At 60.3% G+C, this 24,972-nt stretch carries 20 protein-coding genes; 10 read left to right on the top strand and 10 right to left on the bottom strand.

Annotated elements, in window-relative coordinates; translation table 11 throughout:
* Positions 1 to 46 precede the first annotated feature (46 nt).
* Together GCM43_RS04655 and GCM43_RS04650 are read right to left on the bottom strand one after the other, a co-directional pair.
* A complete protein-coding gene (locus GCM43_RS04655) occupies positions 47 to 1,288 on the bottom strand; it encodes a DEAD/DEAH box helicase (RefSeq protein WP_152242342.1) in 1,242 nt (413 codons plus the stop codon).
* Between the two features lie 62 nt (positions 1,289 to 1,350).
* Complete coding sequence (locus GCM43_RS04650) at positions 1,351 to 3,567, bottom strand: TonB-dependent receptor plug domain-containing protein (RefSeq protein WP_226929317.1); 2,217 nt, start codon at positions 3,565 to 3,567, stop codon at positions 1,351 to 1,353.
* Between the two features lie 210 nt (positions 3,568 to 3,777).
* On the opposite strand from GCM43_RS04650, the gene asd reads away from it, so the two are divergent.
* Positions 3,778 to 4,623 carry an archaetidylserine decarboxylase gene (asd, locus tag GCM43_RS04645; protein WP_152242341.1) on the top strand — a complete coding sequence of 282 codons (846 nt, stop codon included), beginning with the start codon at positions 3,778 to 3,780 and terminating at the stop codon, positions 4,621 to 4,623.
* A 21-nt stretch (positions 4,624 to 4,644) separates the two neighbouring features.
* Here asd and GCM43_RS04640 read toward each other — a convergent pair whose 3' ends face one another.
* Positions 4,645 to 5,550 carry a LysR family transcriptional regulator gene (locus GCM43_RS04640; protein ID WP_152242340.1) on the bottom strand — a complete coding sequence of 302 codons (906 nt, stop codon included), beginning with the start codon at positions 5,548 to 5,550 and terminating at the stop codon, positions 4,645 to 4,647.
* Positions 5,551 to 5,675: 125 nt separating this feature from the next.
* On the opposite strand from GCM43_RS04640, the gene GCM43_RS04635 reads away from it, so the two are divergent.
* Both GCM43_RS04635 and GCM43_RS04630 read left to right on the top strand, forming a co-directional pair.
* Positions 5,676 to 6,275 (top strand): FMN-dependent NADH-azoreductase, encoded by a 600-nt coding sequence (locus GCM43_RS04635; protein ID WP_152242339.1) that lies wholly within the window; start codon positions 5,676 to 5,678, stop codon positions 6,273 to 6,275.
* Between the two features lie 30 nt (positions 6,276 to 6,305).
* Positions 6,306 to 7,193 carry a pirin family protein gene (locus GCM43_RS04630; RefSeq protein WP_152242338.1) on the top strand — a complete coding sequence of 296 codons (888 nt, stop codon included), beginning with the start codon at positions 6,306 to 6,308 and terminating at the stop codon, positions 7,191 to 7,193.
* A 43-nt stretch (positions 7,194 to 7,236) separates the two neighbouring features.
* On the opposite strand, the gene GCM43_RS04625 is transcribed toward GCM43_RS04630, so the two are convergent.
* Positions 7,237 to 8,568, bottom strand: a complete 1,332-nt coding sequence (locus GCM43_RS04625) for a vWA domain-containing protein (RefSeq protein ID WP_152242337.1) — start codon at positions 8,566 to 8,568, stop codon at positions 7,237 to 7,239.
* Positions 8,569 to 8,663: 95 nt separating this feature from the next.
* On the opposite strand from GCM43_RS04625, the gene GCM43_RS04620 reads away from it, so the two are divergent.
* The gene (locus GCM43_RS04620) at positions 8,664 to 9,623 is read left to right on the top strand and encodes a cation diffusion facilitator family transporter (RefSeq protein WP_152242336.1); all 960 of its coding nucleotides are present in this window, start codon (positions 8,664 to 8,666) and stop codon (positions 9,621 to 9,623) included.
* 66 nt (positions 9,624 to 9,689) lie between these two features.
* Here GCM43_RS04620 and GCM43_RS04615 read toward each other — a convergent pair whose 3' ends face one another.
* From GCM43_RS04615 to GCM43_RS04605, 3 genes are read right to left on the bottom strand one after another with little or no spacing between them, the layout of a single operon-like run.
* Positions 9,690 to 11,945, bottom strand: coding sequence for a RelA/SpoT family protein (locus GCM43_RS04615; protein WP_152242335.1), 2,256 nt, complete (start codon positions 11,943 to 11,945; stop codon positions 9,690 to 9,692).
* A gap of 8 nt (positions 11,946 to 11,953) precedes the next feature.
* A complete protein-coding gene (locus GCM43_RS04610; protein ID WP_152242334.1) occupies positions 11,954 to 12,304 on the bottom strand; it encodes a RidA family protein in 351 nt (116 codons plus the stop codon).
* A 51-nt stretch (positions 12,305 to 12,355) separates the two neighbouring features.
* On the bottom strand, positions 12,356 to 13,240 hold the full coding sequence (locus tag GCM43_RS04605) for an alpha/beta fold hydrolase (RefSeq protein WP_152242333.1): 885 nt from the start codon (positions 13,238 to 13,240) through the stop codon (positions 12,356 to 12,358).
* Positions 13,241 to 13,505: 265 nt separating this feature from the next.
* Between GCM43_RS04605 and GCM43_RS04600 the strand changes: the two genes are divergently transcribed.
* Positions 13,506 to 14,816, top strand: coding sequence for a dicarboxylate/amino acid:cation symporter (locus GCM43_RS04600; protein WP_226929316.1), 1,311 nt, complete (start codon positions 13,506 to 13,508; stop codon positions 14,814 to 14,816).
* Positions 14,817 to 15,024: 208 nt separating this feature from the next.
* Entirely contained in the window at positions 15,025 to 15,438 is a 414-nt protein-coding gene (locus tag GCM43_RS04595; protein ID WP_152242331.1) for a DoxX family protein, read from the top strand.
* Between the two features lie 71 nt (positions 15,439 to 15,509).
* On the opposite strand, the gene GCM43_RS04590 is transcribed toward GCM43_RS04595, so the two are convergent.
* The gene (locus GCM43_RS04590; RefSeq protein ID WP_152242330.1) at positions 15,510 to 16,160 is read right to left on the bottom strand and encodes a CoA transferase subunit B; all 651 of its coding nucleotides are present in this window, start codon (positions 16,158 to 16,160) and stop codon (positions 15,510 to 15,512) included.
* Between the two features lie 20 nt (positions 16,161 to 16,180).
* A complete protein-coding gene (locus GCM43_RS04585; protein ID WP_152242329.1) occupies positions 16,181 to 16,882 on the bottom strand; it encodes a CoA transferase subunit A in 702 nt (233 codons plus the stop codon).
* A 192-nt stretch (positions 16,883 to 17,074) separates the two neighbouring features.
* Between GCM43_RS04585 and GCM43_RS04580 the strand changes: the two genes are divergently transcribed.
* Entirely contained in the window at positions 17,075 to 17,635 is a 561-nt protein-coding gene (locus GCM43_RS04580) for a LuxR C-terminal-related transcriptional regulator (RefSeq protein WP_152242328.1), read from the top strand.
* Here the strand turns inward: GCM43_RS04580 and GCM43_RS04575 are convergent.
* Entirely contained in the window at positions 17,632 to 18,408 is a 777-nt protein-coding gene (locus GCM43_RS04575; RefSeq protein ID WP_152242327.1) for an SDR family oxidoreductase, read from the bottom strand. The two genes, GCM43_RS04580 and GCM43_RS04575, sit on opposite strands and share 4 nt — an antisense overlap.
* Positions 18,409 to 18,680: 272 nt before the next feature.
* On the opposite strand from GCM43_RS04575, the gene GCM43_RS04570 reads away from it, so the two are divergent.
* The 3 genes from GCM43_RS04570 to GCM43_RS04560 all read left to right on the top strand — a co-directional run bounded on the left by GCM43_RS04570 (position 18,681) and on the right by GCM43_RS04560 (position 24,838).
* Positions 18,681 to 20,357 (top strand): electron transfer flavoprotein-ubiquinone oxidoreductase, encoded by a 1,677-nt coding sequence (locus GCM43_RS04570; protein ID WP_193315537.1) that lies wholly within the window; start codon positions 18,681 to 18,683, stop codon positions 20,355 to 20,357.
* A gap of 330 nt (positions 20,358 to 20,687) precedes the next feature.
* Positions 20,688 to 23,165, top strand: a complete 2,478-nt coding sequence (locus GCM43_RS04565) for a tetratricopeptide repeat protein (protein ID WP_193315536.1) — start codon at positions 20,688 to 20,690, stop codon at positions 23,163 to 23,165.
* Positions 23,166 to 23,227: 62 nt separating this feature from the next.
* On the top strand, positions 23,228 to 24,838 hold the full coding sequence (locus GCM43_RS04560; RefSeq protein ID WP_152242325.1) for a hypothetical protein: 1,611 nt from the start codon (positions 23,228 to 23,230) through the stop codon (positions 24,836 to 24,838).
* Positions 24,839 to 24,972: the final 134 nt, after the last annotated feature.

Here is a 24,972-nt window from a genome sequence, read left to right as displayed (position 1 = left end):
ATCATGGCATACCTGCGGGATACGTGCAGCGCTGTTCCGTGTCGCCTTAACGGTAGAAGCGCCGCTTGCTGGCGCGCTCGGCCGCCTTGGGCGTCATGACCTTGACCGGCTTTTTCTCGACCACGCCGCCAGCCTTGGTTGCCGGCACGCGGTGTTCGGCCTCGAAGCCCGGTTCTTCGCTGCGCTTGATGCTCTGGCGCGTCAGCGCTTCAATCGCCGACAGCAGTTCAACTTCATCGGCGCAGACCAGCGACAGCGCGGTGCCGGAACTGCCCGCGCGGCCGGTGCGGCCGATGCGGTGGATATAGTCTTCGGCCACCGTGGGCAGGTCGAAATTGACCACCAGCGGCAGTTGCTCGATATCGAGCCCGCGCGCGGCCACATCGGTGGCGACCAGCACCTGCACCTCGGCTGCCTTGAAACGCGCCAGGGCGCGCAAGCGGTTCGGCTGGGTCTTGTCGCCATGGATCGAGTCGGCGCGCACGCCATGCTCGAGCAAGGTCTTGACCAGCTGCTCGACGCCCTTGCGCGTTTTCACGAACGTCAGCACCTGGCCCCAGCGCTGCTTTTTCATCAGGTGCAGGAATAGTTCCGGCTTGGCTTTTTTATCGCAGGTAATGAGCGACTGCTTGACGGCCTTGGCAGTGGTATTGCGCGGGCTCACTTCGACCGAGACCGGGTCTTTCAGCATGGTCTTGGCCATGGCGCGGATGGCGTCGGAAAAGGTGGCCGAAAACAGCAACGTCTGGCGCTGCTTTGGCAGCGCCATCAGCAGCAGGTCGAGTTGGCGCTCGAAACCAAGATCGAGCATGCGGTCGGCCTCGTCGAGCACCAGCGTCTGCAGTTGTTCAAATTTGACCGCGCCCTGCGTCTGCAGGTCGAGCAGGCGGCCGGGCGTGGCCACCAGCACGTCGAGACCCTTGCGCAGTTTGGCGATCTGCGGCTCGATCGGCACGCCGCCGTAGGCGACAAAACTGCGCAGCGGCAAATTGCCGCCATAGCTGCGAAAACTGCCATAGACCTGCTCGGCCAGCTCACGCGTGGGCACCAGCACCAGCACGCGCACGCAGTGCGGCGCCACCTGCGGCCCCTCCATCGTCAGACGCTGCAGCAGCGGCACGGCAAAGCCGGCCGTCTTGCCGGTACCGGTCTGGGCCGCCGCCATCAGGTCGCGCTTGTCCAGCACGGCGGGAATCGCCTTGGCCTGCACCGGCGTCGGCTTGTCGTAGCCGAGTTCGTCAAGTTTGCGGACCAGCGGATCGATCAGGCCGAGGGAGGAAAACGTCATGGCTATACCTTGCAGCTAAATAAATGCTGCGATTATAGGCCAGCAGACGGCAACCCTGCCCTTTAAAACTTCATTTCCAGCGTGGCGCGTCCCTGCGGCGTGCTTGGTGAAATGCTGTTGCGCCGTATCGTACCGCTGGCATCGCTGTAGATGCTGTCGCTCTGGAAATCCTGCGCCAGCAGATTGCTGGCAGCCAGCCGCAGCTGGATTTTCGGATTGAACTTCCACAAGGCATACAGGTCCAGATCGCGCCGCGGCGAAGTATAGCTGCTTTGCAGTTCGGTCACGCGCACCGGGCCGCCGTTGCGGAAATTGAAGCTGCCGCCGGTGGTCAGCACGCCGTCCGGCGTCTTGTAATCGATGCCCAGGTTGCCGCTGAACGGCGTTTGCTGGTCGAGCCGGTTGTTGGGCCCAGGCACGCGCTCGACCTGCGACCAGTTGCGGCTCAGGCTGGCGCGCAGGTCAATCGCCGGCACCGGCGCGGCCAATACCGCACGCAGCGGGAACTTCGCTTCCAGCTCCAGCGTCTGCGTATTGGCACGGCCGTCGTTGACGGGCGTGGAAACCCAGCGCTCGTTGATCAGCAGCAGGCCCTGGCGCGTATAGCCGTCGATGCGGCGCGCCGAGGCGCGGGCACTGAGCAAGGCGCCTTCGGCCCAGTAGTGCTCATACGACATGTCCAGACCCAGCGCCAGCTCAGGGCGCAGGTTCGGATTGCCTTCGCGGTCAGGGTCGGTCTGGCTGTTGTTGGTCGAGGTATTGCGGCGTGGAATCAGGCTCGACGTGGGCTGCGCCTTGTAGGTGCGCGTCAGCGCCAGGCGCACCTGGTCGCCCTTGGTGTCGGGCAGCTTCCACAGCGTCTGCAGCAGCGGGCTCCACACGCTGGTGCGCTGGCGCACGCTATCGTAGCTGTTGCCCTCGCTGCGCGTCTCGATACCTTCCCAGCGCACGCCGCCATACATCGACCAGCGCGGTGTAATCTCCCAGTCGTCCTGGCCGTACAGCGCCAGGCGGCGAATGGCCGCATCAAAACCTTCATCGCTGTTGACCGGTGCACCGGCCAGCGGCAACGCCGTTTCGCGCTGCAAGCGGCTTTCCTCGCGTTTGGTGTAGCCGGTGTCCCAGCCCATCGACAGCGCGTGGCCGGGCACCAGCGGTGTGCTGTATTTACCGATCGAATTGACGCCATTCTCGGTGGACTTGACATTGATCAGCCGATCCAGCGCCAGCCCGGCGCCCTCGACCGTGCCGCGCTGGCGGCTGTCCGAGGTATTGCGTCCGGTCGAGGCACCGAGCTTGAGCTCCAGTTTTGCGCCGCCTGCCAGCTTGTGCACCCAAGTCACATCGCCGCGCCCGATGGCGTTATGGTTGCTGGACTGAATCGCTTCGATATCGTAAGCGGGACGCGCGCCCAGTTCGGTCTCGATGCGGTTGGCGCTGCGGTGCTCGCCGCGCCCGACGTTGACAAAAAATTGCGCCGTCACCGTGTCACCACCGGCCAGCACCCAGTTCAGGCGCGGCGCCAGGTTGATACCTTCCGGGCGGCCGTCGCCGGTGCCCATGCTGCGCCGCTGCAGTACCTGGCGGCCATCGGGCGCATACGCCAGTTCCTGCGCCGGATTGTCATAGTGGTAGTCGAAACGATACAGCGAGCCGCTGAGCGAATAGGAGAACTTGCCATCGCGGTCGGACAACTGCAGGTTGACGGTCGGCGAAAAACTGTCCTTGCTGCGCTGCACGCCCAGCTTGACTTCGCGCTGCGCGGTCTTGACCGCCTTTTTCAGCACCACATTGATGGTGCCGGCAATCGACTGGGTGCTGTACTCGGCGCTGGCCGCATGCAGGATTTCAATGCGTTCGATCAGCTCGGGCGCCAGGGTATCGAGCGAAAAGCCGGCCGGCGCGCGTTCACCGTTGAGCAGGATCTGCGTATAGCCGCTGCCCAGGCCGCGCATGCGAATCTCGCCGCCCGAACGCCCGGCCGCGCCGCTGACGGTAATGCCGGGCAGGCGCTTCAGCACATCGGTAACATTGGTGTCGCCGTACTTTTGAATCTCTTCGCTGGTCACCACCATCTTGCTGGCCGTATCGTCGCGGCGCGGATCGTAGCCGCTGCCCTTCACTTCCACTTTCTGCACAGGGCCAGCATCGGACTGCGCTGGCGGCTCGGCAGTGGCCTGTTTTTCCTGCGCTTGGACATTCCACGCAAACAGGACAGCGGCGCTACAGACGGCAAGACGAAAGGACGGCAAAAAGGACGGCAAACTGCGTGGCATCATGGGAGAGCTTAAAAAGTTGGCTGAGAAGAATGGCTAAAAAAGATGGCTAAAAAGCCAAGGCAGCGATTGTGCGCGAAATTTGCCCTAAAGACACATGTTTCTGAAAATAAATTCTGACCGCAGGTTCTCTGCCTGCCCCGCCTGGCGTATCATGCGGCGCCGCTTCGCCGCTATAATGTATTTTCAATCTTCATTCAAAGGCCCCCTATCGTGTCTGACCGTCTAGCCGTCCTGCCCCAATATCTGCTGCCCAAGGGAGCGCTGACCAACTTTGCCGGCCGCGTGGCCGGCGCCAAGGGCGGCGCCATGACCACGCGGCTGATCCGCTGGTTTGTCGGCCGCTACAACGTCAACATGGACGAGGCGCTGGACCCGGATATCAGCCACTACACGAGCTTTAACGAGTTTTTCACGCGCGCGCTGCGCCCCGGCGTGCGCCCGATTGCCCAGGCTGACTATGTATGCCCGGTCGATGGGCGTATCAGCCAGTTTGGCGTCATCGACAAGGATCAGATCTTCCAGGCCAAGGGCCATCAATTCAGCACCACCGCCCTGGTCGGCGGCGATGCGGCGCTGGCGGCGCAGTTCGAGCACGGCAGCTTTGCCAATCTGTACCTGAGCCCGCGCGACTATCACCGCATCCATATGCCGTGCGACGGTCGCCTGACGCGCATGATTTATGTGCCGGGCGAGCTGTTCTCGGTCAATCCGACTACCGCACGCGGCATCCCCGGCCTGTTCGCGCGCAATGAACGCGTGGTGTGCGTGTTCGACACCGCCAACGGTCCGTTTGTGATGACACTGGTGGGTGCGACCATCGTGGGCAGCATGGCCACCGTCTGGCACGGCGTGGTCAATCCGCCGCGCTCGGGCCAGGTGCGCGACTGGAGCTACGCCAACGACAATGTGGTGCTGAAAAAAGGCGAAGAGCTGGGCCGCTTCCTGCTCGGCTCAACCGTGGTCATGCTGTTCCCGAAAGACACGCTGCAATTCAACCAGGCCTGGCAGCCGGCCGGCCCGGTGCAACTGGGCGAAGTGATGGGCAACCTGTCCTGATCTGCCCAGGCGGCGGCTGGCCTACACGGGCCGGTCGCCCTGATACAGTTCGTCCATCAGATCGAGAAACGCCCGGGTCTTGGCCGGCATCAGCCGGCGGCCGGGAAACACCGCCCACGCATCCACCAACGGGAAACCCCATTCAGGCAACACGCGCACCAGCTCCCCTGTCTGCAGATGGGCGGTGGCAAAGCGGTCGGTGCTGGCGGCGATGCCCACGCCGGTGCACGCCATGCGTATCAGCAGCTCGGGTGAATTGGCCAGCAGGCGCACCGGCAGCTCGCGCTGCCAGGTCGTTTTGCCGCGCACCAGGGTCCAGCTGACCAGGCCATGCACGGCGCGCGGCAAGCTCAGCAGATCGTGACCGAACAGATCATCCGGATGCTCGGGCAGGCCATGCACGGCCGTGTATTGCGGCGAGGCATACAGCGCCAGCGTGCTGAAGGCCACGCGGCGCGCCGCCAGGCTGGCATCGTCGGGCAGATTGCCCATGCGGATGGCCAGATCGAAATTTTCTTCAAGTAAGTCCACACGCCGCGCCGACAGATCGAGTTCGAGCGAAATAGCGGGATAACGGCGAACGAACTCGGCCAGTACCTGGCGCATCAACAGGTCGGCAAAGTCGGCCGGCATGGAAATGCGCAGCAGGCCGCTGGGCCCGGCCTGGCGGTGCTGCGCCAGCGCGCCGGCCGCTTCCACCTCCTCCACCACACGGCGCGCATGGCCAAGCAGGCTGGCGCCGAACTCGGTCAGCGCCAGCTTGCGCGTCGTGCGCTGCAGCAGACGCTCGCCCAACTTTGCCTCCAGCTGGCCCACACGGCGCGACACGGTCGACTTGGGCAGGCCGATACGGTCGGCCGCGCGTGAAAAGCTGCCGCTTTCTACCACGCGGGCAAACAGCAATAAATCACCAGGATCAATGTCCATTCATTGAGCTTTCTCGATTGTTCCATTTTTGAGCTAATGTTATCCATTTTAACGTCTTCCGCTGTGGTTTTGGGATTGCTATAGTTCATCCATCGCAACACACTACCCAACACGGAGAACACATTATGAACATCCTGCAAATCAATTCCAGCGCCCGCAGCACCGGTTCCGCCTCGACCCGCCTGGCTGACGCCTTGTCCGCCCGCGTATTGGCTGCCAATCCTGGCGCCACCCTGGTACGCCGCGACCTCGCTGCCCAGCCGCATCCGGTACTCGATGAAGCGACGCTGCAAGCACTGTTTACGCCAGCCGACCAGCGCAGCGCCGAGCAGGCCGCCCGCGTGGCGCTGGACGACGCGCTGATCGCCCAGGTACAGGCAGCTGACGTGATCGTGGTTGGCGCGCCGATGTACAACTTCGGTATCACCGTGCAACTGAAAAGCTGGTTTGACGCGATTGCCCGCGCCAACGTGACCTTCAAGTACACCGAAAACGGCCCGGTTGGCCTGCTCTCTGGCAAGAAAGTCTACGTGGGCCTGTCGCGTGGCGGCATGCACCGCAACGGCCCGACCGACAGTCAGGTGCCGTTCCTGAACACCATGTTCGGCTTCCTGGGCTTGAGCGATGTGCAGTATGTGTATTCGGAAGGCATGGGCATGGGCCCCGACGCCGTGGCCAAGGCGCAGGCGCAGGCCGACGCAGAAATCAACGCCGTACTGGTGTAACCGTTTTTTGTCGAGCACAAGGAGAACAATATGAACGAGACCAATAGCGTCAGCAACACCGTGGCCAGCCCACGCCAGGTCGAGCGCGTCATCGCTGGCCAGGCCGTGATGGACGGCGCGGGCGTGAAGATCAACCGGGTACTGACGCAGCAGCTGCAGCGCCGTCTCGATCCTTTCCTGATGCTCGACAATTTTGCCAGCGACCAGCCCAACGACTATATCGCCGGCTTTCCCGAGCATCCGCACCGCGGCTTCGAAACCGTGTCGTACATGATCACCGGGCGCATGCGCCATCGCGACAGCGCCGGCCACGAAGGCCTGCTCGCCTCGGGCGGCGTGCAGTGGATGACCGCCGGCAGTGGCGTGATCCACTCGGAAATGCCGGAGCAGGAAGAAGGCGTGATGGAAGGCTTCCAGCTGTGGCTGAACCTGCCGGCCAGCGACAAGCTGCGCAAGCCCTGGTACCGCGACTTTGCCAGCGAGGAGATTCCCCGCTACACCACCGAAGCCGGCGTCAAGGTCCAGGTGATTGCCGGCAGCAGCCATGGTGTTACGGGCGCCGTCGAGCGTGACCGGACCGAGCCGCTGTATCTCGATATCGAACTGCCGCCAGGCACCAGCTTCGAGCAACCTTTGCCGCCCGGCCATAACGCCTTCTTGTACACGTTTCGCGGCGAAGTGCAACTGGGCGACAAAACGGTACCGGCGCTGCGCATGGCCATTTTTGCCAATACCGCCGGCAGCGACGGCGTGCGTATCAGCGCACCGGAGGGCGGGCGCGTGATCCTGGTGGCCGGCCAGCCGCTCAACGAGCCGATCGCCCAGTACGGCCCGTTCGTGATGAATACCCAGGCCGAGGTGTTCCAGGCAGTGCAGGACTTCCGCGAAGGCAAGTTCGGTGAAGCGCTTGTGCAATAGTCATGCAGTAGTCATGTAAGCAGCAACGGCAGCGGCGCGATGTTTATGCGCCGCTGCCGATCATGCCTCTGCTGCGCGCCTGTTTCAGCCAGCCAGGAAACTCCTGCATCATGCGGTCGTACAGCTGCGCTTCAGTGATTTCGCGCAGGTCGTTCAGCGCAAAGAAGTTGGCATTGTCGATATGGCGGCCAGCCAGGTCGTCAAGCCGCTCCAGCGCACCGTAGCTCGAACCGCCGATGCCGATAAACTGCCAGAAGATCGGCAGCGTGCTCGACCAGCGGATCAGCAATTCGATTTCATCGTTGTGCGACACGCCGCCATCGGAGATAAACAGCACCAGCACCGGCGTTTTCATGTCGACCGGCGGGGCAAAAGTGTCCGGCAGCTCTTTTTTCGATGAGAATAGCCCCGTCTTTTTGCTCACGATCTTCGGTACTGCGAGGCCTGTGAAATGGCTGATCACCTGCCGGATCACTGCCGGTTCATTGTTGTAGCCGGCATTGAGCTCATCCATCCACTTCTTCCAGCCACCGGCCTCGCGCTTGACGTAATCGTGCACGTTGTCAAACGTCACATTGCCCAGTTGCTTGCTCTTTTGCGCAAAAGCCCAGGTTTCCAGCTCTTCATCGTCATCGAAATGCACGCCCAGCGGAAAGACGCGGTTCACTGCCTCCTGCACCCGGCCACTCGTGTACTGGCCATGCATGGAGCCGGACGCATCGATCACGAACGCCGCCCTGGCGCGCACCTGATCGAGCCGGTGCTTGGCCAGCGAGACACCGGCCAGTTTTGCCAGCGAGACCAGTTGCGGCGCTTTCTGCTCGAAGCGTTTTTCCAGCGATATTTTTTCCGGCGCGGCGGTAGCAGCGGACGCCACTTCGCCACCAAAATGCACCAGCAAGGCGTCCAGGCCGCCGTTGAAACCCTGGCCATTCAGGCCCAGGCGCCAGTCGCCGTCCTTGCGGTAGAGCTCGGCAATCATAATGACCTTCTCGCCGCTGAAGTCGGCGCCTGTCAGGCTGAACACATGTTCGCCCACGCGCAGTGTCAGCGACTGCAACTGCTGCATGCTCTGCTTGTGCGTTGGATCGATGGCGGCGGCAAACACCAGTTTGCTGACCTGCACCGGCAGACGCGCCAGGCTGAGCGCGAAATGACTGGCCGGCACATCGTCCACCAGACGGATTTCGCCATCGGGCGAGGCGCGCTGGTTGTAAAACACCATATAGGCGTCATCGAACAGCTTGTCGTGGGCATCGAGGCCAAAGCAGCTGATATCGATATGAAACGGCGCCTGCACGGTGCAATGCACGGCAAGTTCACTGGCAGTGGCACTGCTGTCGAGCCTGAGCTTTTGTCCTTTTTTCAGCGACATGGTTTTTCCTTATCTGAAGGTGGCCGGTGCTGGCGTAGCGACGACATTGTTACTTTTCATCTACACTTATGCCAACACGATTCGAGATCACTTCCATGCACGACCATCGCAACGAGCCTGACCAACATTTGCACGCCCACCTCAAAGGCGACGCACACCATACCCATTCCTTCGAGGGCCGCAGCCGGCATGTGCTGGCCTGGGCGCTGGGACTGACGCTGTCGTTTGCCGGCGTCGAGGTGGCCGCCGGCTTCTGGTCCAATTCACTGGCCTTGATTTCCGACGCTGGCCATATGGTGACCGACGCGGCCGCGCTGGGCCTGGCGCTGCTGGCGCAGCTGATTGCGCGCCGCCCACCCTCGCCGCGCCATTCGTTCGGCTTTGGCCGCGCCGAGGCGCTGGCGGCTTTCGTCAATGCGCTGGCGATGCTGTGCGTGGTCGGCTGGATCAGCTACGAAGCGGTGCTGCGCTTTCATTCGCCGCAGGCGGTGCAAGGCGGCATGGTGTTCGTGGTGGCCTTTATCGGTCTGGCGATCAACCTGGTGGTGGCCTGGGTGTTATCAAAAGACAAGGACAGCGTCAATACGCGCGCCGCGCTGGTGCATGTGATGGGCGACCTGCTCGGCTCGGTAGCGGCCATCGTCGCCGGCGCCGTCATCTATCTCACCGGCTGGATGCAGATTGACCCGCTGCTGTCGGTGCTGGTCTCGCTGCTGATCCTGAAATCGACCTTTGGCGTACTCAAGGATTCCTACCACTTCCTGATGGAAGGCGTGCCGCACCAGATCGACTACCTGAAGGTGGGTGCAGACCTGGAACAGGTCGACGGCGTGCTGTCGGTGCATGACCTGCATGTATGGGATATGTCGCCGGGCCAGCCGGCACTGATCGGCCACGTGGAAATCGTGGAACTCGAACATTGGCCGCGCGTGCTGCGCAGCATCAAGGTCATGCTGCTGGAACAACACGGCATCGATCATATTACGCTGCAGCCAGAAACGGGGGCGATGGCGGGCTTGCATGCTGGCTCGGCCGGGAGCAGGCAGGTCGGGTAGGTCGGATTACGCGCTGCGCGCTAATCCGACCTACGCCGACCGACGCCACAATACGCACTCCTGCGATCAGCTGCGCCGCGCTTCGAGCACGCCGCTGACATCCTTGATCACATTCAAGGCTTTCAACAGCTGCGCGGTGGAGCTGATCTCGGCCGTAAAAGTCATGCGCGCCTGGCCCTTGGCGCTTTGGGTGTTGACGCCGATCACATTGATTTTTTCACGCGAAAAAATCTCGGAAATATCGCGCAGCAGGCCTTGGCGGTCGCCGGCAAGGATAAAGATATCGACTGGATAGACGGTATCTTGCCCGCCGGTGCTGCCCCACTCGGTAAAAATCACGCGCTCGGGCGCCTTGGCGCGCATTTCCTCGAAGTTCTTGCAGGTGGCGCGGTGGATCGAGACGCCCTTGCCGCGCGTCACAAAGCCGACGATGCTGTCCGGCGGGGCCGGCTTGCAGCATTTGGCCAGCACCGTCATCAGCCCTTCCGTGCCAACCACCAGCACGCCCGACTTGGCGCCCTGCTCGACGCTCGACGCACGGCTCTTGCCGACCAGCACCGCGTCTTCCGGTTCAACCACTTCGCCCGTGTCGTGCAGCGCCTGCTCGACATGGCGCAGGCTGAATTCATCCTTGCCGACCGACAGGAACAGTTCATCAACCTTGGAAAAGCCGAGCTTTTGCGCTAGCGACTCGAGGTTGACGGCCGTCTTGCCTTCGCGCTGCAAGGACTTTTCCACCAGCGCACGGCCGTGGCCCAGCGTTTCCTGCATGTCGATCGCATGGAACCAGGCGCGGATTTTCGAGCGTGTGCGGGTGCTGACGGCATAGCCGGCGCCGAGCCAGTCGCGCGAAGGCCCGGCCGTACCCGGCGCGCCCTTGGCGGTAATGATCTCGCAGGTCTGGCCGTTTTTCAGCAAGGTGTTCAGGGGCACCATCACGCCATCGACCTTGGCGCCGCGGCAGCGGTGGCCGACATCGGTATGCAGATGGTAGGCAAAGTCGACCGGCGTGGCACCGACCGGCAACTCGAGCACGCGCGCCTGCGGCGTCATCACGAAAATGCGGTCGTCGAGCGTGGCGGACTTGAGTTTTTCCACCCATTCGCGCTGGATTTCCTCCTGGCCCACCACGGCGTCGGCCACCTCAGTCTTCCAGGCCAGCAGCTGGCGCAGCCAGGCGATCTTTTCATCGTACTTCTGGCCGGCAAAGTTCGAACCGCCCTCTTCCTTGTAGCGCCAGTGCGCAGCCACGCCGTACTCGGCAAAGCTGTGCATTTCATTGGTGCGGATTTGCACTTCCAGCGGCCGGCCGTCTTCGGCCGTGACCACCGTGTGCAGCGACTGGTAGCCATTGGGCTTGGGGCGCGAGATATAGTCGTCAAATTCCTTCGGAATCGGCGTCCAGATATTGTGCACCACGCCCAGCACCGTATAGCAGGTCTTCACATCGGCAACGATCACGCGAAAGGCACGCACATCGTACAGCGCCGTGAAGTCCAGTTCCTTGCCGCGCATCTTGTTCCAGATGCTGTAAATATGCTTGGGACGGCCGAATACTTCGGCCTGGATGCCCGCTGCGGCCAGCTCCGTTTGCAGGCGCAAAATGGCCGACGACACAAAGCCTTCGCGCATCATGCGCTTTTCTTCGAGCATCTTGGCAATGCGCTTGTAGGCGTCGGGCTCGATAAAGCGGAACGACAGGTCTTCGAGCTCCCATTTCAGCTGCCAGATGCCGAGCCGGTTAGCCAGCGGCGCGTACAGATCCAGCGTTTCGCGCCCGTAGTCGCGCGTCATGTCGTTGAACAATTTGAGTTCGGCAAAATGGCGCAAACTCGTCACGCAAGAGGCCAGGCGCACCAGCACCACGCGCATGTCGGAGGCCATCGCCAGCAGCATCTTGCGCAGCGTTTCCACCTGCGCCACGGCCTGCTGGGCAGCGTTCTTGCCGCGCCCGCCGGCCCCACCCGCGTGCGAGGTCTGGGTCAGCGCACGCAAGCGTATCAGCTGACGCACGCCGGTGGCCAGGTCGCACACCTGCTTGCCGAAACGCGGCTCGATATCGGCTGCGGTATCGGGTTCAAGCAGGGTCAGTTCGAACATCAGTCCGGCAATCCGGGTTTCTGCATCGCTGCGCAGGAACGCCAGGGTGGCTGCCACCCCGATGGCAAAATCGAGGGCGCGCTGATCGGCAAAGGTCTGCTTCTCGCCGTAGGCTTCGGTGGCGTAAGCGAGCGCATCGAGCACGCGCGCGCTGTCAGCCGCATTCAAGCCCTCTACCAGTTGTTCCGAAATTGCACTATTCGGCGCCGAGATGGAAACCATGGAATACCTTAACGCTCTGCAGCAACAATAACAATTTCAACCAGGCAGGCCGGATTGGCCAGCTTGGACTCGACCGTGGCGCGCGGCGGCGTGTGGCCGGCTGGCACCCAGTCATCCCACACTTCATTCATGCCGGCAAAATCCTTCATGTCGGCAATATATATCTGGCACGACAGGATGCAGGTCTTGTCGCTGCCGGCTTCCGCCAGCAGGCGGTCAACATGGCCCAGCACTTCGCGCGTCTGGCCAACGATGCCCTGGGTAGTGTCTTCGGCGATCTGGCCGGCCAGGTAAATGGTGCCGTTATGAATGGCTACTTCGGAGAGGCGCTTGCCTACATGCAGTCGTTTGATTTCCATCGTGTCTATCTCTTTCATTTGTTTCAAAATCGGGGTGACGCAAAAAACGGATCAGGAACGGCCCAGCAAAAATTGCCGTGCAATCGCGATCTGGTCATCATGCACAAAGGTCGGCGCATGGCCGACGCCGGCAATTTCCACCAGCTGTGCTTTCGGGCCGCGCCCCTGCATAACTTGCGCTGTCTGTGCCGACAGCAGGTCCGATTCGGCCCCGCGCACCAGCAGCGTGGGGCAGCGCACGGCGTCGTACGCTGCCCACAGCATGGCTTCGTCCAGCGCGGCAGACTCGGGCGTGGCGGCGCGAAACGGCAGCGCCAGGCCCATGTCGTAGTGGCGGCGCCAGGTGCCGTCCTCGGCCTGGCGCAGCACGTCGGTTGCCAGCTTGTGCCATTCGGCGTCGGTATGCGGCCCGAAGCTGCGCGACACATCGCGCACGAACTGCGCGCCCTGCTCGAAAGTCTCGAAGCGCAGATCCTGGCCGATATAGTCGCCGATGCGCTGCAGCGCCTCGGGCGCCAGCGTCGGGCCGATATCGTTCAGTACCAGTTTGCTGACCGGGCTGTGCGGCAAGGACGCCAGGCCCAGGCCGATCAGGCCACCCATCGAGGTGCCGAACCAGTCGACGGTCTGGCGTTCGCCATTGGCCAGCACGCGCGCCAGCAGCGTCACCATGTCGCTCACATATTGCGGCACGCGGTAAAACTCGGGATTGGCCAGCCACCCCGAACGGCCGCGCCCCACCACATCGGGGCAGACCACGCGGTAGTCGCTGGCCATGGCGCGTGCCAGGGTGTCAAAATCGTCGGCAACGCGCGTGACGCCATGCACGCACACCAGCACATTCGGATTGTCGGGCGCACCCCATTCCTTGTAGGACATCTGGTGCAGCCCGGCAGGCGAAATGCACTGGACGGTGTGGATACGTGCTTCGATCATGCGGCAACCTTTCTGTTAACGGTAATCAAGGGCGCCTGCAGCGCCATGAAACCAGGTCTGCGCGCCCGGCATGGACAGAGTGTAGCGCAGCACGGGCAATGCTCCAAGCGCACGGCAGCTTTGCTGCGATGCAGCATACCTTGCATGCCGCCGTCATTGCGCCATACCCGATATTCAAAATGTGCATATCTGCGGTTTTCCACAATTGAGCGGCAAGCTGTAAGCAGCGATGATCGCACCATCAACCCGCAAGAGGAGACTCGTCGTGAATGCCGTTAAAAAACCGTTTTATAAAATCCTGTATGTACAGGTGATCTTCGCCATCGTGGTCGGCGTGCTGCTGGGCGTGTTCTACCCAAGCAACGCAGTCGACATGAAGCCGCTGGGCGATGGCTTTATCAAACTGATCAAGATGATTATCGCCCCGGTGATCTTCTGTACCGTGGTGTCCGGCATTGCCGGCATGCAAGACGTGAAAAAAATCGGCCGCGTCGGCGGCAAGGCGCTGATCTACTTTGAAGTCGTGTCGACCTTTGCGCTGGCGATCGGCTTGTTGGTGGCCAATATCCTGAAACCAGGCGCCGGCTTCAACGCCGATCCGGCCCACCTGGACGTCAAGTCGATCGAGCAATATACGCATGCACAAGGCTTGACCACCACCGACTTCCTGATGAACATCATCCCGAAGACCTTCGTTGATGCGTTTGCCAAGGGCGACATTCTGCAAGTGCTGCTGATCGCTGTGCTGTTCGGCTTCTCGCTGTCGCTGCTGGGCGAGCGCGGCCGTCCTGTCACCAAGCTGATCGACGAACTGTCGCACGCCATCTTCGGCATGGTCAACATCATCATGAAGGTCGCTCCGATCGGCGCGTTTGGCGCGATGGCGTTCACCATCGGCAAATACGGCCTGGCTTCGCTGATCCCGCTGGCTAAACTGATGGGTTCGTTCTACCTGACCTGCTTCCTGTTCGTGTTCGTGGTGCTGGGCCTGATCGCCCGTTACACCGGCTTCTCGATCGTCCGTTTCCTGGCCTATATCAAGGAAGAACTGCTGATCGTGCTCGGTACCAGCTCGTCGGAATCGGCCTTGCCAGCGCTGATGAAGAAACTGGAACACCTGGGCTGCTCCAAGCCAGTGGTGGGCCTGGTGGTACCGACCGGTTACTCGTTCAACCTGGACGGCACCAATATCTACATGACCATGGCGGCACTGTTTGTTGCGCAAGCCACCAATACCGACCTGACCATCTGGCAGGAACTAACCATCCTGGGCGTGGCGATGCTGACCTCGAAAGGCGCATCGGGCATTACCGGCGCCGGCTTCATTACCCTGGCGGCAACGCTGGCCGTGGTGCCGACCATTCCGGTGGCCGGCATGGCGCTGATCCTCGGTATCGACCGCTTCATGAGCGAATGCCGTGCGCTGACTAACTTTGTCGGCAATGGCGTGGCCACCATCGTGGTGTCGAAATGGGAAAAAGAGCTGGATATGGTGAAACTGCACAGCGAGCTGGCCAATCCGACCAGCCCGGTTGATGACCACCACGCCGTACCAGCAGTCAATATAGTCAAATAAACCTGGCGTTGATGTGAAAAGAAAGCCCCGCAGAGCAATCTGCGGGGCTTTTTTCATGCGCGCAGCTTTTGCACCATCATCTACTGGCAGTAAATGAAGTATGGCATTTTCACCTGATGATCAAGCCAGGAAAAAGCTTTACAGTGTCAGCACACGAATGAGCCAGCTCATCCATAATGAACTACCACTTGACGACAAGGAGCGCCACATGTCCAGCTTTCCCTCCCCTGCTTTTCTTGCTACCTGGAACCCGCGCCTGCTTGGCGTACTGCGCATTGTGCTCGGTTTCCTGTTTATCCAGCACGGCACTGCCAAGCTGTTCGGCGTGCCGCATGTAGCCATGTTCGACGGCCTGCAACTGCTGTCGCTGATGGGCGCGGCCGGCGTGCTGGAACTGGTCGGCGGCGCGCTGCTGCTGGTGGGCCTGTTTACCCGCCCTGTGGCGTTTATCCTGTCGGGCCAGATGGCCTTTGCCTACTTCATGATGCATGCGCCGCAGGGCTTTTTCCCGGTGCTGAACGGCGGCGAACTGGCGGTGCTGTATTGCTTTGCTTTCCTGTACTACGCCGTGGCCGGCGCCGGCGCTTACAGCCTCGACAGCCTGCGCAGCAAAGCCCCATAAGCAAGCGGACTGGACGAAAAAAAACGCTGCAGGCTTCAAACCTGCAGCGTTTTTTAATTCAGCAATACCGCTCAGACTGCCGATACATCGAGCTGCGCACTGGTCGCGGCCAGCACTTGCTCCTTGGTCACGCCAGGGGCCAGCTCAGTGAGCTTCAGGCCCGATGGCGTGACTTCGATCACGCCCAGGTCGGTAATGATCAGGTCGACCACGCCCACGCCGGTCAGCGGCAGGTCGCACTCTTTGAGCAGCTTGTGCGAGATGCTGCCGTCCTTGGCGGTAGCGACGTGCTCCATCAGCACCACCACGCGCTTGACGCCGGCCACCAGGTCCATCGCGCCGCCCATGCCCTTGACCATCTTGCCTGGGATCATCCAGTTGGCCAGGTCGCCCTTGGCCGACACCTGCATCGCGCCCAGGATGGCCAGGTTGATCTTGCCGCCACGGATCATGCCGAACGAATCGGCCGAGCTGAAGTAGGCAGCGCCCGGCAGCGCCGTCACGGTCTGCTTGCCGGCGTTGATCAGGTCGGCATCGACTTCTTCGTCCGTCGGGAAAGGTCCGATGCCCAGCAGGCCGTTTTCCGACTGCAGGAACACCTCGATATTGTCCGGCACGTAGTTCGCTACCAGGGTCGGCAGGCCGATGCCCAAGTTCACATAAAAACCATCCTGCAATTCTTTTGCCGCGCGCGCGGCCATTTCATCACGTGTCCAAGCCATGTTCTTCTCCGTCTCTGTTTTTATTCGGCACTGCGCACGGTGCGCTGCTCGATGCGTTTTTCCGGCGTGGCGTTGACCACGATGCGGTGCACGAAAATGCCTGGCGTATGCACCTGGTCCGGATCGATCTCGCCGATCTCAACCAGTTTTTCCACTTCGACGATGGTGACCTTGCCGGCCATGGCCACGTTGGGGTTGAAGTTGCGCGCGGTCTTGCGGAAAATCAAGTTACCGGCGCGGTCGGCCATATACGCTTTGACCAGCGACACATCGGCCACCAGGCTGCGCTCCATCACATACTGTTCGCCGTCGAATTCGCGGATTTCCTTGCCGTCGGCCACGATGGTGCCCACGCCGGTCTTGGTAAAGAAAGCCGGAATGCCAGCGCCGCCGGCGCGCAGCTTCTCGGCCAGCGTGCCTTGCGGCGTAAATTCCAGTTCCAGTTCGCCGGCCAGGTACTGGCGCGCGAATTCCTTGTTTTCGCCCACATAGGAGGCAATCATCTTCTTGATCTGGCGGGTGGTGAGCAGTTGGCCCAGGCCAAAGCCGTCCACGCCGGCATTGTTGGAAATAGCGGTCAGGCCCGTTACGCCAGAATCGCGCAGCGCGCCGATCAGCGCTTCCGGGATGCCGCACAGGCCGAAGCCGCCGACGGCGATGGTCTGGCCATCTTGTACGATACCGGCCAGTGCCGAGGCTGCATCAGGATAAACTTTATTCATGGGTGTCCCTCTGGTTGTGTCTCTGTTGGTGCCGTTCTTTTTGCTATATTTCTATAAAGCACTATGGCAAAACGTTGCAGGCGTCCGTGACGCCGGCAGCAAGTGAGCATAAAATACGCCCGTCGAAAGTACAATACCGTAGAACTACCGGCGCCTTGCCGCGAGACTATCCGTGAGAGTGATGCACAACGCATGAATGCCGCAACCGACATCGACTACGAAAGCATCTTCCTGTACGCGCCGGTCGGCATGTGCATGTCGGAAAACCGCGTGATCCGCAGCTGCAATGAAGCGCTGGCCAAGATGTTCGGTTATGCCCGCAGCGAGCTCGACGGTCAGTCGTTTGAAATGCTCTATCCCACGCACGATGAATTCCTGCGCACGGGCGAGCGCATTATCCCCATCATGAACGCGCGCGGCCGCTATTCGGACGAGCGCATCATGCGCCGCAGTAACGCCGAGCTGTTCTGGTGCCACGTGACCGGCCACGCCATGCAAGCGACACAGGCACTGGGCGCCGGCATCTGGACGTTCGAAGATGTCAGTGAAAAGCGCCCGGTGACGGCCGAGCTGACGCCGCGTGAGCGTGAAATCGCCGCGCTGCTGGTCGAAGGCAAGACGAGCAAGCTGATCGCGCGCCAGATTGACCTGAGCCCGCGCACGGTGGAAATGCACCGCGCCAAGCTGATGCGCAAGTTTTCGGCAGCCACTTCGTCGGAGCTGGTGCACAAGCTGGTGGGTTTGCAGCTTTAAAACGTGCTCATGCCGCCATCGGCCGAAATAATGGCGCCGTTGATAAAGTGCGAATCCTCGCCTGCCAGCAACAGCAGCAGGCCATCGAGGTCTTCCGGTTTGCCCGGGCGCTTGTTGGGCAGCATCTGCATCAGTTTTTTGCCCTGCTCGCTGGCAAAATAATCCTCGTTGATCTCGGTCGAAATATAGCCGGGGCAAATCGCGTTGGTATTGATGCCATATTTGCCCCATTCGACGGCCATGGCGCGCGTCATGTGCACCATGCCCGCCTTGCTCATGCAATAAACGCCAATCTGCGGCAGCACCTGCAGGCCAGCCATCGAGGCGATATTGATAATGCGGTGCTGCTTTTTCGGATCACCCTTGGCGCGCGCGATCATGCGCTTGGCCGTTTGCTGGGCCACAAAGAACGAACCGCGCAAATTGGTATCCATTACAAAGGAATAATCTTCGGGCGTGACATCGACCAGGCGCTGGGTGGTCGATACGCCCGAATTGTTGACCAGGATATCGATCGGCCCGGCTTCCGTTTCCGCATGGGCGATGGCCGATTTAATGCTGGCAAAGTCGGTCACATCGAGCGACACCACATGCGCCGCGCCGCCATCGGCCTCGATCTCGGCGCGCAGCTCTTTCAGGCGCTCGATACGGCGCGAGGCCAGCACCACCTGCGCGCCCGCCTGCGCCAGCACCTTGGCAAAGCGCGCACCGAGTCCGCTCGACGCGCCGGTGATCAGGGCGATCTTGCCCTCGAAATTGACTTCTATGCCCACGAGCTGCTCCTGTTCTGTTTGAAATAACACCTGCATCTTGCATGAACCCAGCCCTTGATTGCCAGCGATTGGCAAAAAATCCATGGCAAGCTGAGGAAAAGTTAGCGCAATGATGTCACAAAACAGCGGGAATTCGATTGCGGCGCGTGGCAATGTCCCGCAAAATGGCGCCAAAGTTGCAATCTGCGTCAAAAACAAGCACACTCGTGCTTAAATTTTCCAACGATTCCATCCCATCTGATTTTGTGACGATACAACGAGACCAATAAAACATGACACAGCCTAATAATTTAGTTGAGCAGTACGGCCCGCGCGAAGCCATGGAGTATGACGTGGTGATCGTTGGCGGCGGCCCTGCCGGCTTGGCGGCGGCCATCCGTCTGAAACAGCTGGCCGCTGAAAAAAACCAGGAAGTATCGGTCTGCGTGCTGGAAAAAGGCGGCGAACTGGGCGCCCATATCCTGTCGGGCGCCATCATGGACCCGAAAGCTTTGAGCGAACTGATTCCGAACTGGAAAGAGCTGGGCGCGCCGCTCAATACGCCGGTGACCGAAGACCGCATCCTGTTCCTGACTGAAACCAAAGCCTATCAAACGCCCGGCTTTGCGGTGCCGGCCTGCTTTGAAAACCACGGCAACTACATCGTCTCGCTCGGCAACGTGGTGCGCTGGATGGGCCAGCAGGCGGAAAACCTGGGCGTGGAAATCTTCCCCGGCTTTCCCGCTGCCGAAATCCTGTACACCGACGACGGCGCCGTCAGGGGTGTCGCAACCGGCAATATGGGCGTCAAGCGCGATGGCGAGCCAGGCCCGGACTTCCAGCTCGGCATGGAACTGCACGCCAAGTACACCCTGTTTGCCGAAGGCGCGCGCGGCCACCTGGGCAAGCAGCTGATGGCCAAATACGACCTGAACGCCGGCAAGGATCCGCAGTCCTACGGCATCGGCATCAAGGAACTGTGGGAAATCGATCCGTCCAAGCACCAGCCTGGCCTGGTGATTCACTCGACCGGCTGGCCGCTCGACACCAAGACCTATGGCGGCTCATTCCTGTACCACATGGAAAACAACCAGGTGATGGTCGGCTATGTAATCGGACTGGCCTATGAAAACCCGTACCTGTCGCCGTACGAAGAATTCCAGCGCTACAAAACCCATCCGGAAATTCGCACCTTCCTCGAAGGCGGCAAGCGTATCTCGTATGGCGCCCGCGCAATCGCTGCCGGTGGTCTGCAATGCCTGCCCAAGCTGGTGTTTGCCGGTGGCGCGCTGGTCGGCTGCGATGCCGGCTTTTTGAACATGAGCCGCATCAAGGGCAGCCACGCCGCCATCAAGAGCGGCATGCTGGCGGCCGACGCCGCCTTTGACGCATTGGGCGAACAGCGCCAGCACGACGAGCTGGCCAGCTACCCTGTGGCCTTTGAAAAATCCTGGCTGCATGAAGAACTGCATATCGCACGCAACGTCAAGCCATGGCTGTCGAAGGGCCTGTACCTGGGCAGCCTGATGACCGGCATCGACCAGCTTATTTTCCGCGGCAAGGCCCCCTGGACGCTGCGCCACTCGCACGGCGACCATGAATGCCTGAAGCCGGCCGCACAATGCACGCCGATCGTCTATCCGAGGCCGGACGGCAAGCTGACGTTCGACAAGATGTCGTCGGTGTTTATTTCCAACACCAACCACGCGGAAGACCAGCCGATCCACCTGACGCTGAAAAACCCGAATGTCCCGGTCGATGTCAACCTGGCCACCTATGCCGGCCCGGAAGCGCGCTACTGCCCGGCCGGCGTCTACGAATTCGTGAAAAACGACGACGGCGCCGAACGCCTGCAGATCAATGCGCAGAACTGCGTGCATTGCAAGACCTGCGACATCAAGGACCCGACCCAGAATATCGTCTGGGTCACGCCGGAAGGCGGCGGCGGGCCGAATTATCCGAATATGTAGCCTTTTCGTACAAGGCAGCATGCAGTAACAGAGCGTGGCCACCTGGCGGTGGCCACGCTTTTTTTACGTCAGCTTCCTCAATAAGAATTTCTCTAATGCACTTCCAGCCGTTACAATTCAAGCTGGCACCCACTCTGACTTTTCATCATGCACGCCACCGATCAAGCAGCATCGCCCTCAGGCGACGCGCAGCAGCCTACCCAGCAGGAAATCGATCATATCGTGCAGCTGCATGAGAACGGCGAGCATGCGCAAATGGAATCGGCCAGCCAGGCTTTAGTAGCGCTGTATCCGCAATCGGCCGTGGCCTGGAGCGTGCTGGGCATGGCTTTGCAAATCGCCGGCAAGGACGCCGTACCCGCCCTGCAAGAAGCGGCGGCGCTGGCACCAAGCGACGCCGAAGCGCAAGTGCGCCTCGGTTGCGCCCAGATGGACAACGGACAGCCTGAACAAGCCATGGCCTGCTTTATGCGCGCGCTGGAACTGGCACCTGCCTACGCCGAAGCGCTGTCGCGACTGGGCGACGCGCTGCAGGCGCAAGGGCACCTGAAAGAAGCGGCAGAATGCTACCGTGGCGCACTGGAAATCGATCCGTCGCTGCTGATGGCATTGGCAGGAAAAGGCGATATGCAGCAGGCGCAGGGCCAGTACCAGGCCGCGCAAGCGAGCTATCAGCAGGCGCTGGCGCTGGCGCCTGATGCAGCCGAACTGCACTGCAAGCTGGGCGATGTACATGTGGCGCTCAACCGTCCAGAGCCGGCCATGCGCAGCTATGCGGCGGCACTGCAAAGTGAGCCCGGCAATGCCATGGCCCATGGCGGCATGGGCAACGTATTGTTCAGGCTTGATCGCAACGCCGAAGCCGTACTCAGTTATCGCAAGGCAACGGCTCAACCCAACGCTATCGCCGCGCACTTTCATGGCCTGGGACGCAGCCTGCACGCCACCGGCGAAACCGCCGAGGCAGAAAACGCCTACCGGCAAGCGATCGCCATGGATTCAACCGTTGCCGCACCCATGCTGCACTATGCCGACCTGCTGCGCGAAACTCGCCGCCAGGGGCAGGCTATTGCTATTTATCAAGCAGCGCTGCTGCTCGAACCGAAAAATATCGAGGCCCTCAACAATATGGGCATTGCGCAGGAAGACGATGGCCAGTTCGAGCAGGCGCTGGCGTCGTTCCGTAAGGTGCTGGAGCTGGCGCCTGACAATCCGGTCACCCACAACAACATCGCGGCTATCCTCAATACCATGGGGCAATCGAAGGCAGCACTGGACAGTTGCCGGCTTGCCGTAAAGCTGGGACCCAAATCGGCATCCGCGCATGTCAACCTCGGTGTCTGCCTGACGCAAATGGGTCGCCTTGACGAAGCCGTCAAGGCGTTTGAAAAAGCTGTCCGGTTCGAGCCGCAAAACCGTCGGGCGCATGTCAATCTCAGTTCGACGCTGGCGCAGCTCGGACGTATCGACCAGGCTATCTCGAGCTCGCGTGCTGCAATCAAGATCAATCCAGACTGGGAAGAATTGCATAGCAACCTGCTGTTCTACCTCACGCACAGCCAGGACGTGGACGCCAAGGCGCTGTTTGCCGAACACATGCGCTATGCTGCGCACTTCGAGACGCCGCATCTCGCCAACTGGCCTGCGCATAGTAATACGCGCGAGCCGGAGCGGCGTCTGCGCATCGGTTTCGTTTCTGCCGACCTCTACAAGCATGCGGTGGCCAATTTCATCACACCGGTGCTCGAGCACCTTGCACAATCGCCGCGCCTGGAAATCTTTGCTTATGCCAACAGTTTTCATGATGATGTCGTCAGCCGTCACTTGCATGGACTCGTCAGCGTCTGGCGTCAGGTTGAAAAGCTGACTCATGCAGAGCTGACACAACTGATCACCAGCGACGCCATCGACATCCTGATCGACCTGTCGGGCCATACGGGTTTTAACCGGCTACCGGTGTTTGCGCGCAAGCCTGCGCCGCTGCAGGTCAGCTGGATCGGGTATCCGGGAACGACTGGTTTGCAGGCAATGGATTATTTTCTGGCAGACCGCTATTACTCGCCGCCCGGCGTGTTTGACAGCCAGTTCAGCGAAAAACTGGTGCGCCTGCCTGCCAGTGCTGTGTTCCTCCCTTCGCCTGATGCACCGAATGTCAACCCGGCGCCCGCCATAAGCAATGGCTACATCACTTTCGGCAGTTTTAACCGTGCCAGTAAATTGAGTCTCGATGTCATAGAACGCTGGTCGGCATTGCTGCGCGCCGTACCAGATGCAAAGATGGTTTTAGGTGGCATGCCTAACCATCAGACCAGCGATAGGTTCCGGGCATGGTTCAAGCGGGAAGGTATCGCCGCGAACCGCCTCACCTTCTTTACTTTTACCAATAGCCAAGATTATCTGGCCTTACATCACCTCGTCGATGTCTGCCTCGATACTTTCCCCTACAACGGTGGCACGACAACATTGCACGCATTGTGGATGGGTGTGCCGACCTTGACCATGATGGGGCCGACGCTGCCCGGGCGAGTAGGTGCGGCTATTTGCCACCACGTAGGACTCGCTGAATTTATTGCCGATGATAAAGAGGATTTTATTACCAAAGGGAAACAGATTGCTGGCGATATCGTCGCCATCGCCGATTTGCGTACTGAACTGCGCGACAGGTTGAAACATTCTGCCGCTTGCCAACCTGCGGTCATTGCCGCCGGCCTGGAAAGCGCCATGCGTGTCATCTGGCGCAACTGGTGTGCAGGGTACCCCGCAAAGGCATTTAATGTGGCAAAGCCGGGAAATATCGGCTGCGAATGATATTGACTCAGTGACCGTGGCCTGACTGCTCAATCCGCCCTGCCATTTTTCCGGAGCCCGAGATGCCGAATCAATTACACTGTCTATGCTGGCAAACATGTGCCTTGCTTGAGCCGTCGCCAGATCAGACCGCCCGCGCACTTCTGGAAGTGCTTGAGCGGATTGCTGTACACGGTGCAACCAGCGCTATTGCTGCTGACATTGCCACAGCACTGCGCGACCGGATGCAGACAGATCTGGCAATGCGCTGGGTGGAGGTGGCACTCGCTATCGAAACCGATCACATTCAGGCATTGACCGTTAAGGCTTCCATTGAAAGCAACCGCGGCGATGAAATGACGGCAATAGCAACATATCACCAGATACTCAACATCGCGCCAATGCAACTGCAGGGATACCACGAATTGTGCCGGCTGCTGAAAAGCCAGCGAAATTGGAATGGCGCTTTGGCAGTAATCGATGCTGCGCTCGCTATTTTTCCTGATATTGCCGCCCTGTGTGCCGAAAAAAGTGATTTGCTCTGCAGGCTACACCGCCAGGAAGACGCCTTGCTTTTTCTTCGCACGTTGCCGCCAACGGTACGTGATAGCTCATGTCTGAAGAGCGCCTGGGTCCACGCGCTCAATGCAGCCGGCCAATTTGAGAGGGCCATCGGCATTCTTCGTGCGGGCGCACATCGTGCCGTCGCCTCAGAAGAGCTGGATATACCTACTATAAATCAGTGGCTCACTGAGCTTATTTCGTCTGGCAACAGTAAAAAACAATTGCACAACGATCTGGCCTTTTTTGCCAAATTCTGGCGTCTTGATCGCCGGTATCAAGGACTGCTCGCCTGCTACGCCATGCTACAGGCATGGCTGGATGGCAACGTCGATACCGTGATGGAAATCGCAGGCCAACATACCGATTTTGAGTCATTACCAGATATCGATGCAGACCGTGCCATGCGGGTCTTCTACCGCTACGTGCTTCAATTGGCTCAAACAAGCACTCCTTGTGCATCCTTGCCAGTTCCACTTGTAACGCTCAATGTAATTGGCGAGTCACATTGCCTGTCGCCTGCAAACAGCGTGTTTGACTGGCACGGGCAACTCGTCCAGGCTCGTGCCAGGTTTGTCATGGGAGTGCAAATGCATCACCTTGCAAAGCTTGGCGAAAACGCCTACAAACAACGCCTTCTCAGTCACCTGAACGACATCGACAATGGCCCCTTGCTACTGACGATAGGTGAGATCGATTGCCGTCCAGTGGAAGGCATGTGGAAGGCGGCGGTACGCACCAATACAGCATTGAACGACCTGATGGATCTGACCGTGAGCGGCTACTTTTCCTTTCTGGATAAGGTATTACCAGGGCGCAAATTTTCTTCGATTACCATTCAGGGCATTCCCGCCCCCGGTTATGACTTGACGGATCGCCGTAATCCGGGCGACAAACAGGGTTTTATCACCATGATTCGCCGCGCAAATTCCTTGCTGAAAGCCGGAGCACGCAGCCGTCAATGGCATTTCCTTGACATCCACGCGGCAACGACGAAGCGCGACGGCCTGGGTAACGGTTTGTGGCACCTGGATCGCTATCACCTGTCGCCGGCTTTTTATCAGCACGCGATGAAGTCCATGACCGTTAATACGACAGCTGAAGCACGGCGGCAAGTTCCTGATGAAATGTAATCGCACAGGAAAAAGAAAAATTCCTCAAGGAAACTCAGTGAGGTCTGTCGCCAGCGGTTACAATCGCTATCGGCACGCGCCGCACATTGAATCGGAGTCACACTGTTTCACTGGGCAAATGTCAGTGCAGTGAG

Source organism: Janthinobacterium aquaticum (assembly GCF_009208565.1).
GTDB lineage: Bacteria > Pseudomonadota > Gammaproteobacteria > Burkholderiales > Burkholderiaceae_D > Janthinobacterium.
This window is presented reverse-complemented; position numbering and strand designations above follow the sequence as displayed.

Excerpts from the sequence above, each read along its gene's own strand:
- GCM43_RS04630 (WP_152242338.1), top strand. The coding sequence starts at position 6,306 with ATGAACGAGACCAATAGCGTCAGCAACACCGTGGCCAGCCCACGCCAG.
- GCM43_RS04605 (WP_152242333.1), bottom strand. The coding sequence starts at position 13,240 with ATGATCGAAGCACGTATCCACACCGTCCAGTGCATTTCGCCTGCCGGG.
- GCM43_RS04620 (WP_152242336.1), top strand. The coding sequence starts at position 8,664 with ATGCACGACCATCGCAACGAGCCTGACCAACATTTGCACGCCCACCTC.
- GCM43_RS04570 (WP_193315537.1), top strand. The coding sequence starts at position 18,681 with ATGACACAGCCTAATAATTTAGTTGAGCAGTACGGCCCGCGCGAAGCC.
- GCM43_RS04585 (WP_152242329.1), bottom strand. The coding sequence starts at position 16,882 with ATGAATAAAGTTTATCCTGATGCAGCCTCGGCACTGGCCGGTATCGTA.
- GCM43_RS04595 (WP_152242331.1), top strand. The coding sequence starts at position 15,025 with ATGTCCAGCTTTCCCTCCCCTGCTTTTCTTGCTACCTGGAACCCGCGC.
- GCM43_RS04560 (WP_152242325.1), top strand. The coding sequence starts at position 23,228 with ATGCCGAATCAATTACACTGTCTATGCTGGCAAACATGTGCCTTGCTT.
- GCM43_RS04580 (WP_152242328.1), top strand. The coding sequence starts at position 17,075 with ATGAATGCCGCAACCGACATCGACTACGAAAGCATCTTCCTGTACGCG.
- GCM43_RS04590 (WP_152242330.1), bottom strand. The coding sequence starts at position 16,160 with ATGGCTTGGACACGTGATGAAATGGCCGCGCGCGCGGCAAAAGAATTG.
- GCM43_RS04625 (WP_152242337.1), bottom strand. The coding sequence starts at position 8,568 with ATGTCGCTGAAAAAAGGACAAAAGCTCAGGCTCGACAGCAGTGCCACT.
- GCM43_RS04655 (WP_152242342.1), bottom strand. The coding sequence starts at position 1,288 with ATGACGTTTTCCTCCCTCGGCCTGATCGATCCGCTGGTCCGCAAACTT.
- GCM43_RS04635 (WP_152242339.1), top strand. The coding sequence starts at position 5,676 with ATGAACATCCTGCAAATCAATTCCAGCGCCCGCAGCACCGGTTCCGCC.
- GCM43_RS04650 (WP_226929317.1), bottom strand. The coding sequence starts at position 3,567 with ATGATGCCACGCAGTTTGCCGTCCTTTTTGCCGTCCTTTCGTCTTGCC.
- GCM43_RS04610 (WP_152242334.1), bottom strand. The coding sequence starts at position 12,304 with ATGGAAATCAAACGACTGCATGTAGGCAAGCGCCTCTCCGAAGTAGCC.
- GCM43_RS04640 (WP_152242340.1), bottom strand. The coding sequence starts at position 5,550 with ATGGACATTGATCCTGGTGATTTATTGCTGTTTGCCCGCGTGGTAGAA.
- GCM43_RS04615 (WP_152242335.1), bottom strand. The coding sequence starts at position 11,945 with ATGGTTTCCATCTCGGCGCCGAATAGTGCAATTTCGGAACAACTGGTA.